The 13,914-nt window shown below is 37.5% G+C and carries 9 protein-coding genes; 2 read left to right on the top strand and 7 right to left on the bottom strand.

The features are described 5' to 3' along the window. Positions 1–273: 273 nt before the first annotated feature. The 5 genes from R2Q70_RS01515 to hemW form a co-directional block, all read right to left on the bottom strand. Positions 274–1,152, bottom strand: coding sequence for a cupin-like domain-containing protein (locus R2Q70_RS01515; protein ID WP_316805922.1), 879 nt, complete (start codon positions 1,150–1,152; stop codon positions 274–276). A 130-nt stretch (positions 1,153–1,282) separates the two neighbouring features. After that, on the bottom strand, positions 1,283–2,068 hold the full coding sequence (locus tag R2Q70_RS01510; RefSeq protein ID WP_316805921.1) for a DUF3050 domain-containing protein: 786 nt from the start codon (positions 2,066–2,068) through the stop codon (positions 1,283–1,285). Between the two features lie 63 nt (positions 2,069–2,131). Continuing rightward, the gene (locus R2Q70_RS01505) at positions 2,132–3,013 is read right to left on the bottom strand and encodes a cupin-like domain-containing protein (protein ID WP_316805920.1); all 882 of its coding nucleotides are present in this window, start codon (positions 3,011–3,013) and stop codon (positions 2,132–2,134) included. Positions 3,014–3,269: 256 nt separating this feature from the next. Next, positions 3,270–4,052 (bottom strand): SDR family oxidoreductase, encoded by a 783-nt coding sequence (locus R2Q70_RS01500; RefSeq protein ID WP_316805919.1) that lies wholly within the window; start codon positions 4,050–4,052, stop codon positions 3,270–3,272. Between the two features lie 74 nt (positions 4,053–4,126). Beyond that, positions 4,127–5,257 (bottom strand): radical SAM family heme chaperone HemW, encoded by a 1,131-nt coding sequence (gene hemW / locus R2Q70_RS01495; RefSeq protein ID WP_316805918.1) that lies wholly within the window; start codon positions 5,255–5,257, stop codon positions 4,127–4,129. 178 nt (positions 5,258–5,435) lie between these two features. Here hemW and R2Q70_RS01490 point away from each other — a divergent pair, with 178 nt between their 5' ends. After that, complete coding sequence (locus R2Q70_RS01490) at positions 5,436–5,690, top strand: Arm DNA-binding domain-containing protein (RefSeq protein WP_316805917.1); 255 nt, start codon at positions 5,436–5,438, stop codon at positions 5,688–5,690. Between the two features lie 569 nt (positions 5,691–6,259). Here R2Q70_RS01490 and R2Q70_RS01485 read toward each other — a convergent pair. Together R2Q70_RS01485 and R2Q70_RS01480 are read right to left on the bottom strand one after the other, a co-directional pair. Beyond that, positions 6,260–9,880 carry a DUF4450 domain-containing protein gene (locus R2Q70_RS01485; RefSeq protein WP_316805916.1) on the bottom strand — a complete coding sequence of 1,207 codons (3,621 nt, stop codon included), beginning with the start codon at positions 9,878–9,880 and terminating at the stop codon, positions 6,260–6,262. 697 nt (positions 9,881–10,577) lie between these two features. Then, a complete protein-coding gene (locus tag R2Q70_RS01480) occupies positions 10,578–13,118 on the bottom strand; it encodes a hypothetical protein (RefSeq protein ID WP_316805915.1) in 2,541 nt (846 codons plus the stop codon). Between the two features lie 636 nt (positions 13,119–13,754). Between R2Q70_RS01480 and R2Q70_RS21875 the strand changes: the two genes are divergently transcribed. After that, the gene (locus tag R2Q70_RS21875; protein ID WP_410478353.1) at positions 13,755–13,910 is read left to right on the top strand and encodes a DUF433 domain-containing protein; all 156 of its coding nucleotides are present in this window, start codon (positions 13,755–13,757) and stop codon (positions 13,908–13,910) included. Positions 13,911–13,914 lie beyond the last annotated feature (4 nt).

Below are 13,914 nucleotides of genomic sequence, written 5' to 3'. Positions count from 1 at the left end.
TTGGTTTTACTGATTCGGAAAAGTTATAAAATAAAATCTTTCTATCATGATGAATTAATGTAATAGTTTATAAAACATGTCGTCATTGCGAGGTACGAAGCAATCTCATACCGGTGTAAGGACACAATTGCCAATCTCAAAATTTAGACTTCATTTGCCTCGTCAACAACTGATTAGACCAATAATAAAAAAAAACGGGGCTATCGATACATCGATTCCCCGTTGAAATTGCTTTCCCCAAAACCCATTAAACGGATTTTGATATGTTTTATTTTAAGGCTTGCCCTTAGCTAACGCTTTTTCGGCAATTTTAACTGCTTTTTTCTCTCTCCAGTGTGCGTATTTCTCTTTGAAGGTCATTTTTATTAAACTATCAACGGCACCATGGGTAAATAAACTCCATACACTTGCAACTTTACGCGTGATCGATTGATCCCAGGCCCGCAAGCTTAATGAGAAAGAACCATCCAAATACTTCATCCAATGCCACATTCCTGTTGGCATAAATAAAGTATCGCCATGTTCTAAGAAAACTTCATACCCTTCTACACCTTTTAAGGCAGGGAATTTTTCGAAATCCGGATTTGCAACATCGTAATCCTCTAAAGCATAGGTAGCGTTTGGCAGGCAATATAACCGGTCTTTCCACTTGTTGTCAAAAAGAACAATATGCTTTCTGCCACCAAAATGAGTATGAAAAATATGAGGTAAATCGATGTCGTAGTGCAAAAAGGTAACCGAGTTTGAACCACCAAAAAACATCGCTGGCATACTTTCGATAAAACCACCCATTAAATCTTTAGGAATTTTAACATCGTTGATTAAACTTGGAACTTTTTTAAATAAATTGAAAAAGAAAATCCTCAACTCTGTTGGCTCACGTTTAATCAAATCCAGGTAATCGCCGAATTTCATGTGTGCTGTTGCTGCATTAATGGGCTTAGAAGGGTCTGCTTTAGAGTTGTCGTACAAAGGAACTTCTAAATCGCCCCCAATTTCTTTCAAATATTCAGTAGTCCATTTTTCTCTCGCTGGCCAATCTTTTGTTAAGCCCCGAATCACTAATGGTTTTTTTGTTTTCAGGTAGTTTTTCTTGAAATCCTCAGGAGTGATATTCTCGACGATGTCTACTGGTTTTAAGATGAAACTCATGCGTTTTATTTTGGTTTTTGTTGCCGAACAACAAATGTGTAAATTTTATTTTACAAATAATATACCTCAAAAGAAATGTGACGAAAATTACTTAATTCTAATCTAGCCTTGCGTTAATGATTACTTAACATCAGGCCATAACTTTCCTGCCAATTATTTCTGCATAAGCTGCATCCCATAAATCGATGCGTTTTTGCAAGGCATATCTGGTTGTTTCTTCGGCTTCAGCCCAATAACTTTCGTCTTTTTCACAAAGTTTTTCTGTCATGGCCAAAGCCAAATGACTGTGGTGGTCGCCATCTACCTCAATATGGCGTTCGAGGTAGTATTTAAATATCGAAACGCGTTCGGGTTGTGTGCTGTTTAAATCGTTCACCATGCTAAAAAACATGTTCGGAATTAAATCTTCTCTACCAAAAGTAAAACTTGCCGCCTGTAAATGTGTTTTGCCGCTATTAATGGTTTCAAAAGTGGAATTAACGAAATCTCGAGCAGATTGAGGTACTTGTGCCAGTTCAAAGGCCATGTCAAAATCTCTTCCCTTTTGCAAGGAGCTTAAGAAGTTTTTAACTGGTGAAACATTTGCGCCACATTGCACCATTGCATCCAGGTAGAGCTCAAAATGACTTTTGATATTGCCATCTGCATCTACATCGCTCTCTTCGCCGGCAACTATTTCATTAATGAGCTGCCTGGTAACGGCGTCGCCAACCGGAAACCAGGGCAAAGTGGTACAGGTTAAGTTTATTTGTAAAGCCTTAAGTAACGACATAAAATCCCACACGGCATAAATGTGGTGCTCCATAAATACCTGAAGATCTTCGAGCTCACTAATTGCTGAATAAACTTTATGGTTAACAATTTGTTGCCTAAGCGGCTCAATGTTCTCTTGAATTTTTAAAATGTTGGGATGCATATTTTAATTGTGGGTTGAATATTTTATGGCGCTGATTATTCGCCTTAGAAATCATCCGATTTTTTATTTCGGTAAATTATGTAGAAGTGATTTTTTTGCCCTTTTGATGGCCAGATTTTCTTTCCAACTCATGTATTTTTCTCTGTAATTGGCTTTCATAAAATCATCAAATTTGCGCTGTAGTGTTAGGTTGTATAAACTTTTTGCTTTCACCTTCCAGCTTTTATCCCATGCCCGTAAGCTAATAGAAAATGAACCATCTAGATATTTCATCCAGTGCCAATAACCTGTAGGCATAAAAAGTGTATCGCCATGTTCAAGAAAAGCCTCAACTCCTTTTACGCCTTTTAACGCTGGGAACTTTTCGAAGTCTGGATTTTCCACATCGTAATCTTCCAAAGCATAGGTGGCATAGGGAATCTGATAAAGACGTTCCTTCCACTTGTAATCAAATAGAATCACATGTTTTCGGCCATTAAAATGTGTATGGAAAATGTGCGCCAAATCGATGTCATAATGTAGAAACGTTACTGATCCTTTTCCTCCAAAAAACATATTGGGGTATCGATCTAAAAAACCACCCATAAGTTTTTTCGGTGCGATATAGTCATCAAGTAATTTAGGTGCAAATTTTAAAGGATCGAAAAGAAATATGCGCAAATCTGTTGGTGTTTCTTTAATTAAATCAATATAAGCCGTAAATTTCATTTCAGCTGCTGCGGCATTAATGGGTTTTGATGGGTCGGCTTTTGAGCTATCGTATAATGGAATCATCTGCTCTCCAACTACTTGTTTCATGTAATCCATCGACCATTTTTCGTATGCAGGCCACTCTTGTGCCATGTTTTTTATAACCAGCGGTTTGCGGGGATTAAGATATTTTTTTTCAAAATCTACTTTGGAAATATCTTCCACCACATCTATTGGAGATAAATCGAACTTCATGTTATTAAATTGTTAATTCATCAAAATTAACGAGTTAAATCTGCAACGCCTATAATAGCTGAAAACTTGAAATACTATTGACAAAAAAGGTCGCTAACGATTAATAAAAAAACGCTCCAGCTTTCGGCTGGAACGTTAATTAATTATACGGGGACGTGATATGTTTCTTTTATATGGATGATTTTTCAATCAACACATATACTTACGATAAAAAAAAACAGCTGGTTTTTTATTGCTGCAATTTTTTTCAAAACATCTAAATTACTTTAGCATCACGTACTTTTTTTGAAAAAATCTTTGGGAAAAAGCGTTTGAGCAAAACGGCTTTAGTTTCTTTTCCGCCAATGTAAACCTCTTCTTTTTTGGCTTTTACTGCTTTTACAATTTCTAAGGCACAATCTTTTGCCGACATGGCTGTTTCATGCGCCTCGCCCATTACGTTAAGTGGTTTTCCATCTCCGGTAAGGGCATTATAGGTAACATTTGTTTTGATAAATCCGGGGCAAATAATTGTGATATCGATATTTTTATCAAAAACTTCTGATCGCACTGAATCGAAATAGCCATGCAAGGCATGTTTAGAGGCTGCATAAGCCGATCGTAACTTGGTTCCGAATTTGCCCACCAAACTGCTGATGACCACAATTTGACCGCCACCATTCCCGATCATGCTGGGTAAAACAGCTTTGCTTAAGGTAACTGTTCCCCAGAAATTGGTATTCATGATTTGTTGTTCTGTTTTTAAATCGGTTTCAAGTGCCAAGCCTCGTTGGCTCACGCCTCCGCTATTAATTAGCAAATCGATTTTACCAAAAATTTTAATGGCGTCCTGAGCCTTGCTTTCCAGGATTTCTGTTTCATTTAAATCAAACGGAAGCACATGCACATTGAACGAGTTTTGGCAATTTCCCTTTACCCTAAACAACTCATCGCGGTTGCGGCCCGAGATAATTAACTTGTCTCCGGCTTTGAAATATTCATAAACCAAGGCTTCGCCAATTCCTGATGATGCGCCTGTTATCCAAACAATTTTCGACATATACTCTAATTATTAAATTTTGAGTGATTAACGTTTGATCTCAATTTTTGCATTATTATCGAATCATTCAAAACTCACTCATTAATGATAAACAATTCAGCGGCAATATGGTCTGCAAAAAGCTTTCCATTTTGGCTTAATTTAATGGTGTCCGAATCAAATATTAACCAATCCTTGTCTTCAAAGCGCTTTAGATTGTGCATGGTTTCTTCAAAAAAATCTTTCCCGAAATCGCTGGCAATTTTTTTTAAATCAGTTCCCCACATGGTTCTTAAGGAAGTCATCATATATTCATTAAAACGATCTTCTAGGCTAAGCGTTTCAATAACTTCCGGCAACTTATTTCTTTCCAGGGCGTCAATATACATAGCGTTATTGGCAGGGTTCATATACCTGTTCTGCCCATCAAAACCATGTGCTGAGGGGCCGATACCGATGTAATTAATGCCTCGCCAATAATTAGTATTGTGGATAGCATAACATTCAGGTTTGGCAAAATTCGAGATTTCGTAATGATCAAAACCAGATGCCGTTAATTCGTCCATTAAAGTTACAAACTGTTCAGCGCTTTGGCTATCATTAACGGGTGTTTGCTTTTTAGTTTTAATGGCATGGGCCAAAGCCGTTCTGGGTTCTACAGTTAATGCATAAGCCGAAATATGCGGTACAGCTAGTTCAATCGCTTTGTTGATATTACCCAGCCATTTCGTATCAGTTAAAAGCGGATAACCATAAATCAGATCGAGCGTCAAATTTTCGAAACCGGCATCCTGACTTCTTTTGATGCAGTCTTCCGCCTCAATGGCATGATGTGCCCGGTTCATCCAGATCAAATCTTCATCAAAGAAAGATTGAATACCTACACTAAAGCGGTTAACGGGCAGTTGCTTTAATTCTTTTAGTTTTTGCGCAGTTAAATCATCAGGATTGGCTTCCATGGTAATCTCGGCATTCGAATCTATCTGATAATTTAAAGTGAGGGCATCGAAAATTTTTTGCAGTGCTGGCTGCGACAAAATTGATGGGGTTCCTCCTCCAAAGTAAATACTTCCAACCTGTCCTGGTATCCGATCTTTTTTCATTTTAATTTCTTTGCATATGGCTTCAACCATTTCATCAGCATATTTTAAGGAGGTGCTAAAATGGAAATCGCAATAGTGGCAAGCCTTTTTGCAAAAAGGAATATGGATGTAGATACCGGACATGCTTTTAATCTTGTATAAGCTTAAATAGCTTAATATAGTATTTAGTTGTTAATATGTTATTTGATAGCATTTTATGTATTCCAATTTTGTTTATTTTAATTTTATTCTTTCTTAGTTTATGCTATTTTTGTTACTCATGTGAGTAATTTGTTGATCTTTTGAGTAACAAAAATAACGAATGATAAGTGTAAGATACAAAGAACTTAAGTCTGGTAAGTTTAGTGCCTATTTAGATATCTATATGAAATCTGATGGCAAAGGTAAGCGCAATTATGAGTTTTTGGGAATTTATGTGAATAAGGATTATTCTAATCCGAAAAGTCGTGTAATTGGGGATTATCCCAAAAGTGGCCACAGATTTCCTGCTAAAGTGGTCACTTCATTTCACTCCAAAATGTGCACTGATTACCCCTTAAAGTGTGCAGTCGGCTGATTTTTAAGCTTTTTAAGCCTTAGATTTGCCCCGCTGGATTCATCTATCGTCTGAGGGTATTAGAATCTTTCCTGCGGTCTAAAACCGCCTCAAAACAAAAATAAATTCTGGAGATTGTTGCTGTGCTTTTCAAAGGCACTGAGGTGATGAACTGAAAGTTGATTGCTGAGTGTTCAGGCGGTCAGCAGCGCTGAAAACTTGTCCAGGTTGCCTGGAGACTCAAAGGGCTGGGGCATTGCCGAACCTTTGAACTGAAAATGATTTTGATATCTTTGATCGCACATCAGTGCCCTAATCCCAGACTCCGGGAACAAAAGCCGGATGCACAGTTTGCACCGGAATCAGGTGGCTACTATCCCTGAAATCCCCAGTATATCTTAACTTCGGTTAATTTTCATTCATTTTTTTTCTGAAAAGTGGAACCATAAGTTCTAACCTCTTGGCTGTTAATCAGGTCATGAATAAATAAGTCACAGGCATTGTATGTCGCATTATCATGCTAAAAATTGACAGGATGTTGCGTTAAAGCAAACTATTGAAGTGTATTTTAATTAGTATTTTTGTACAATTCAGTTTCTGAGAAGCGTTACACTCATTAGACCAATAACTACATCATTTGCCAATGTTTTTAGGGTCAATTCTTTCAAAACCTTTGTTGGATCCAGTGGTAAATCGAGTACAGTAGCCGCTCCACCTAGTATAAACTTTCCATTGTACATTTTTTTTGAATCCTCTCCTGAAACAATTTTTCCGGTTTGCAAATGAATACGATAGGGTCTTGGTTGTTTGAGTGAAAAAGCAAAACCATCGCTCATGTAATCCTGATCTATAGGCCACCACGTTTCCGGGTTTCGAAGCGGTAAAATCTCAGTAGTTCCATCAGTATAACTTATCACTATTTGACCATTTTCCAACTGGCTTTGCATAGGATTGGTGGAACCGGCCATTAAAAACCAAGCGTGTGATGCTTTTCCTGATAGGGGAATTTTTTTATCCTTTGGATAATTATCCCATTGAGAGGTGTAAATAATGTTTTTATCGGAGACGTTTCCTGGTGTTGCAAAGGTTATACCTTGCGGAAGAGTGATAATCCCTTTTTCTCCCGCAAGTTTTCGGAGCCCGCTGTCATTAACATCGAACTCATGCAACGGCTTAGGCCAGTCGCCAATTCCTTGCCAAGGCAATTGTAGCGTTGTCGCACTCGGGCGGGGAGTGAGGTATTTGTTTTTGAAGATTTGTGTGACTTTGTCATTGAAAAGAAGGGTTAAATCAATCAGTTCCAACTTAGTTGATATGCTTGTTGCATTCCAGTCGACAATTGTTCCTACCTTGTTTTTGACAGCTTCATTAATAAAGTTTACCTGATTTGTTCCTGTTACTAATGCCGACTTAGGCACGGTTATGATTGCTGATGATTGACCTGCTGGAATGGCCACAACAGCCTGAAAGTCATTTACTGAGATCGTTCCTCTAATTGGAGCAACAGCATTATTGATTATTCGGAATGTATTGCTATTTATTTCAGCATCCTCTTTTTTTAATAGTGTCAATTCAGGGGAAATGGTAAAACATAAAGGCATCCACCATGTTAATTTACCTTGGGTCACCTTTGCAAAGGCAGTATGCTCACCAGGTGAGTTACCTGTAATAGCATTAATAGCATCATTCGTGTGGGTAATTGAAGTGAATACTTTTTCGGGGTCGAATACTTTTATAATGCTTATATCTGGGGTGGTAATATTTACTTTGCTATTGTAAGCATATGTATTTTCCACACCTGGCAATGCCGGAGGGAGGCCTTCCCAGGCAATACTTATGTTGTATTTTTCACTTAAGGGGGCCTCAATCTGCACTATTGGACTACCAACAGCCTCTTCCAAATTTTTCCATTGAACAGCTGTGCCGTTGACAGTAATGCTTTTTACCTGTCCACGGGCAACAATCTGAAATTTTAAACCAAGCTTAACAGGAAGTTTTGGAATGATCGTATAATGATCGTTCATCTTCTCCCGCTTAAAATCGAAAGAAATGTCTGGCATGGAAAAACTTGCATAATTCCAGTTTTTAGGTAAACCTGGACGTATAGTCAATGTCCCATCTAAGGCGTTTGGAACAATTCCGAAAAGCCCTTCAACTAGTGCCCGGGAGAACATTGCGATAGGGTCTGCAAAGTCGCGATAAGCCTCGCCCCGGGCAGCATCATAATGGGAAATCTGCACAAAATTTCCTGGGCTGCCACCGAGGTACATAGATGCCAGAATCTCGCTCTTAAACAATTTATAACCTTCATCGATGCGGCCTGCCTGCCAATTGGCCAGTGCTGTGTGCATCGACTCCGCTAATGCCACATTATTCAATGACCATTGATACGGCATCCAACTAGTTGTAGAAACCGTATAATAACCCTCATCTTTAAGTCCCTTTGCCCTGACAGGAATATGAGGTATTTTTGTATCTATATAACGCAGGCTTTGGAAAGCCTGAAAACGGTCGGGTACCTCTGAATCTATGCTATGATATATTGTCCAAAGCGCTGCAGAAGGGTGAAGTGCTCTATTGCCCAAAGCATCCCTGAATTCAGCATAATGGCCGTCTTTTGGCATCCATAATATATCATTTATTGCTTTGAGTATTTTCTCAGCTTGCTTTTGGTAGGGAAGAGGATCTTCTCCGAGTAGCCTAGCAATTTGCGCAGCCTTTTTAAAAGCATAGTAATTATAAGACGAAGAGTGAGTTACATCTCCGCCACTATAATATAGCGCATCACTTGCCCAGATAACCGCATAAGCATCATATAGCCCGTTCCCGTCAACATCAAAATTTCTGTTTTCCCATTCAAGATGCCGCTTTAATAGTGGCCAGGTTTTCTTTACAAAGTCCAAATTGCCTGTCCACTCATAATGTCGAAGAAGCTCATCTATATAAACCATATTCATGTCGTAATGGTGTGCTTTGAGATTTCCTCCAGGGTCATTGCTAATGTAGCCTTCAGTAAACATACCAATGCCTAACTTTTCTTGGCTACGGGCCAGATGCATTGCTGAATCCGCAACGATCGGACCACTTGCTGGAGTAGTTACCTGCGAAGGTATATAAGCTTCGAAGTGACTTTTTGCCCTGTTGTGCCAGCCTAATTCATCCCCCACATAAGGGCCACGCCATCCATTTAGCCTCGTACGCCATCCAATAGATCCATGAAGATAGCTTGGTGCTTCCCAGATTGCATCAGCTGCTATGCCTAAAGCGCCACCAATGGTATTTATGTACGGATCTGGGGTGTTCACTACGATTCTATTTGCAAGTTTAAGTCGGGCATCTTCCGCCTCACTAAACAGATGTGGCAAATCAGAGTAGCTGATTTCTTTTTGGTTGCTGGGATTATATACCGTAAAATAGTTTTTCGTTCCAGACTTAATTTTTAGCGTTCCGCTGATTACAGGGGCTTTTGATGCAGATGAAGTATGTAATTCTATTGGGGAGGTTAAACGACTCGCATCAGCTAATTTAAGGGTAGATGAGGGGTCGAATAGTCCATTTAACTGTTGTATAGAAACTTGTTTTGATGCAGTTATCAGCCCATCGCCATAATTGAGGCTGAAATTTCCTGTTCCCAATTTGTAGTCATTGTTAACACAATATTCAGGTTTGAGATAGTAATTTGATTCGGGATCTGGTCCCATGTCTCCATCTCTGGAAAATTTCTTACCGCTAGCACCGCCAAAGGCATAATGGAGTATCACGGTTTTTTCAACCCCATCCAACATCGATTCAATTATAAATCCTTCTGCATTGGCCAGTGCAAGAATTTTGATATATAGCTTTGTTTTCTGCAGAAGTGGATCTTCAATAGTATAAAGCATTGCTCCAGGACTGTATCTTGCTGTAATTGTTTTAGCATTGGTCAACCATTTGCTTTCATTACCCACTTGAATGCCGAGTTTGAAGTTTCCACCCATACCTGGCATGTAAAGGGCAAATTCCGGGCGATCGCCAGTTTCCACCCTAAAAGTAGTGTTGGTGCCGTATAGTGCCCGAGTAAAAAGTCGGTCTCCATTAACAATGACAAAATCACCTCCATCAGGTTTATAACGCAATGCTCTTTCTTGCTTGTGCCATTGATCTGGCGACAATTTAACTGGAAAATTTTCTTGAGAAATAGAGATCATCGGAAGCAATAATATTAATATCACTAACAATGGTATGTTTTTCAAGATTCGAGAAAAAATGGATTTACCGATCATGTTGAATAAATTATATTTGGTTAGGTTATTATAGCGAATATGCACAGATTTTCTTCCCTTGCCAACCCGTACTGTGCTGACGGAGGTTGTCTTCTAGTAATGTGCTTCCCCTGTGTGCCTTTCTGATATGTCCAAAGTGCGGCTACATGCGCTCCGCTAATGCATAAAAAAGTCACACTAAGTCTATCACTATTTCCATTGCTTTTGAAAATGTGGAGTGAGATATAATGCGAACAAAGTCAATAAGCTTTTAGCAGAGGGTTTAACACAGTATGTCATAAATCCACTTTTGTATGAGGCGTATGTTATGATTATGAAACAGGTTTATTAAGCTTTCTCAAATGAAGATAATAATGAATTGTCAAATGTAAAAAACTCATTAGAGGAGTTTAATAATAGAATTTACATGGCTAGGGGACAAGATGTTCAATTAGGTTTCTTCGTTTTTTGAGACAAGATATTGTTAAGTCTATCGATCTATCGCCTACTACCATTATGCTTTAACATACTTGGTAAGGACGGCGTTAGAACAACATTTGCCAAATTCAATAATCATCATTTAAAAGAACATATCGCCAAGAGTATTAATAAATAGTACCAATGTAGTAACGACACAAAACGTAATATTTGTAGCAGAGTTCAAAAATTAAAGCTTACTTTTTTCGTTTACGTTGAATTCTTGCTCTCCGTATACAACGCCACTATCAGTAGTGCCTTGAATCACAATCTTGAATTTATCGGCAAGTTGACTATTTTTAAATGACAAATCAACTTCACCTTTATCATTCACCAAAATTCCATGATTCCAATAAGTTGTTGAACGGTAATCGTCCTGACCTGCCTCAACAACTTGATCGGCTTGATAAAATTCCTTGGAAATTTCAATGCCACTGATTTTGGTAAGTTCATGAACCTGATTGCGCTCTAGCCAACAACCAGAATATTTTACCCGGTCGATGGTAATTACTACTTTTGCTGTTTTAGTACTGTTATAACCATTTCTGGTTGTGAAGGTCTGATTATGTGTAGGCAAATAATAGCTATCGTCGTTGGGTATGGTTGTATTGTACAGGTGCGCTACGTTTTGGCAATTTAAGTGCCTAAATGAACATAGGTAATCTCCACAGAGATTGGTCTTTATTTTAGGTATGGGTGCTTTATAAAGTAAATCGCTTTTATTACCTTTAATGGTTACGTCGTTCAGTATAATAGCTCCTTTGTTTTTAGGAATCAATTCATAATCTGCTGTTTCGAACGCACCTGAGTTTTGAGAATCAAAATACTGTGCAATCTTTATCCTGGGTTCCTGAAAACTAATTTTATAGCCTTCTTTTGATTTCTCATTCACCATCATCCAGACTTTTTTATTTTGGCTCACAAGAACATCGTTATAAGCAAGTGTAAAGTCTCCTATTCCATCTGTATTGATAAGTTTGAAAGAGCTGTCGCTGATCAAGGTAATTGATGCAGCTCTTTTTATCTGGGCTCCATAACGCGATAAGCTGCCGCTAAAGGTTAAGTTTTTAAGTGTATCTGCAGTTGAGCTGGTTGGAACTTCGGCTAGTTCCGACCAAACATACTTCCTCCATCCTTTTACCATTAAAATGTTTTCCAGGTAATCAGCTTGCTGGTAACTCAAGTTGGCTTCAAGTGTTGATATGCCTTTCAATTCATTTTCTAATGAGAAATAACTATCAATTCTTTTCTGTTTGTCAGATCCTATCCTGTTATTTTGAACCACAGCTATTGATACAATTCCGGATTGCAAGGCTTTAGATTGTTCATTAGTCAATTTGATTTTTACCTTCGTACTATCTTTTACAAAATAGTTTAGCTCATTGGTAGAGATCGTAATGTTATTTTTATGATTGTAATGAGCAAAAAATAGTCTTTCGATGATCGGACGCTGCATACTGTCCAGAATGGTTATGGTACCGACACCCTTGGGCATGGCTTTCAGATCAACATCAAAACGAAGTTTTCCTGGACTAACTTGCATGGGCAAGTGCGCATAAGGTGTATTATAATCATGAACCAATACTGTTAAAGTTTGTGGTTTATTACATAGGAGGCTCACACTGAGCGTGTCATTTACTACCGCATGTTGTAAATTGATGGTAATTCCGTTCGTGTTTATTTTAGGTAATAAAAATTTGTTGGTATCTAACTTACTGGAATTAATCAGTTTGACACTGTATGAATATTTTGTGTCAGGAATAATTTTAAATTTCCCAATTCCATATCCTTCAGTTTCAATCGTATCTACAATTTCAGTTCCACGATACAAAACAGCTTTGCTATTTAGATTTTTTCCAACCGAATTTTTAACTTCCCAGGCCACTTGATTTACAACTCCATTAATCAAATTGCCACCTTCGGGATAAAACTTTACTTGAGTGGAAATATCTAATGCTTTAGGCCACTTAACTGTGGTGTATTTGACACGATCCTTATAGTCAATGCGGATAACGAGGTCGCTCTTATATTTTTCAATATCTGCTAAAGCAATCTTAATAAAGTATTTTCCATTGATATCCTCTTTAACAATTTCTTTGATATCATTTTGGTTTAAAAAAGATACCAGAGGTTTTTTCTCTTTTTTCTCTTTTTCAGCGACTATCTTAATTTCTACATTTAAAAAATCTTTGGCCTCAGGATTATTAATTGTAGTAGTTGTTTTAAATACATTATCGGTTAAGGATGCAATAATTAGCTGTTGACTATACCTTGCAACCGGTATATTACCCGAGCCAAGCACATTGGTGTAGGCGAACATCGTATAATTTCCTGGCGGAATGGTGTCAGGCAAAGTTAGATTCCCAAACGAAATGCCATCTTTCATTAAAAACCGATGTTCCAAGAGCATTTTGTCGTGGTCTTGCCGGCATAAATAAACACTTAAAAAATTATGATTATTGGATTTATGGGATAGGGAGTTTTCCAAATAACCGGTAAACCAAATCGTCTCGTTATTGGTGTAAAGTGTTTTATCAGTATGAAGAAACAACTTGTCATCTTTTTTCAGAAAGCTATATTGATCAAATTTTTGCTTTAAAGTTTCGTTGGTATCGGTCGCTTGTTGAGCCTGTAAGCTGGTAGAAAGGAATTGGAAAACTAAACAAAATAAAAAAGAATATAGGTATCCAAGAAAACGGGGATGATCAATACAAAATGTAGATCCAATCATTGAAACTATTTTAAGAGTGTTAATAATAGAGGGTGATTTTTTATTTCTAAAATAGAAAAAAAATGCATGGTTCCGCATTTGATTAGATATTTTTTAGATGTACATAGCTTCATAAGCTGTTTCAAAACCGTTGTAATTTTCAAGCTGATTCTGAGCTTTAGTCTATTAATGGCGTTATGCTTTTTCAACCCCATTAAATAACATCGATATAATGATCAGGGTGAACATCATTATTGTTTTTCCTTTTTGGAAAAACTCTTATGTCTACTGTTTTATATTATTCAACGATATTTTCCATTTAAGCGGAACAAAGGATTTATGGTTTAAGTATTTTGTATAATTCTTCGTTTATTGAAATGAAATTTATGCTTTAGGTTTTTTGGACTATTAGAAAACAACCGTTTAATTTAAAATGTGATTCGTCGCGTTTTTAAACAAAATTGATGAGAAATTGATGAGCTTTTGATGAAGGACAATCGATTGTTTAATAGTGAATTAACTTATTTTTCATCAATTCATCAAAAAAATAATATTAATTTCACACTCTACAAATTTGGAAGTCTTAGCTTGGGTAATGGTTATGGAAATTGAAAATACTGAGTTACTCAAAAAAGTTGAAATAAATCCTGATAAGATATCGGGAGAGCTATAATACGTGGTTTGAGATTTGTGGTATTAGATGTCATAGAAATGCTCGAATCTGGGATGAATAAGAAAGATATTGTTAGCCAACATCCAAGTTTGGAGATGCTAGATATCGAAGCTTGCATACTGTTTGCCAAAAAAAACTGACATT

The organism is Pedobacter agri (assembly GCF_032678665.1).
GTDB lineage: Bacteria > Bacteroidota > Bacteroidia > Sphingobacteriales > Sphingobacteriaceae > Pedobacter > Pedobacter agri_A.
Note: the sequence above shows the minus strand (reverse complement) of the source record. Positions and strands in the feature narration are given on the sequence as shown.

Excerpts from the sequence above, each read along its gene's own strand:
- R2Q70_RS01490 (WP_316805917.1), top strand. The coding sequence starts at position 5,436 with ATGATAAGTGTAAGATACAAAGAACTTAAGTCTGGTAAGTTTAGTGCC.
- hemW (WP_316805918.1), bottom strand. The coding sequence starts at position 5,257 with ATGTCCGGTATCTACATCCATATTCCTTTTTGCAAAAAGGCTTGCCAC.
- R2Q70_RS01515 (WP_316805922.1), bottom strand. The coding sequence starts at position 1,152 with ATGAGTTTCATCTTAAAACCAGTAGACATCGTCGAGAATATCACTCCT.
- R2Q70_RS01480 (WP_316805915.1), bottom strand. The coding sequence starts at position 13,118 with ATGATTGGATCTACATTTTGTATTGATCATCCCCGTTTTCTTGGATAC.
- R2Q70_RS01505 (WP_316805920.1), bottom strand. The coding sequence starts at position 3,013 with ATGAAGTTCGATTTATCTCCAATAGATGTGGTGGAAGATATTTCCAAA.
- R2Q70_RS01510 (WP_316805921.1), bottom strand. The coding sequence starts at position 2,068 with ATGCATCCCAACATTTTAAAAATTCAAGAGAACATTGAGCCGCTTAGG.
- R2Q70_RS01500 (WP_316805919.1), bottom strand. The coding sequence starts at position 4,052 with ATGTCGAAAATTGTTTGGATAACAGGCGCATCATCAGGAATTGGCGAA.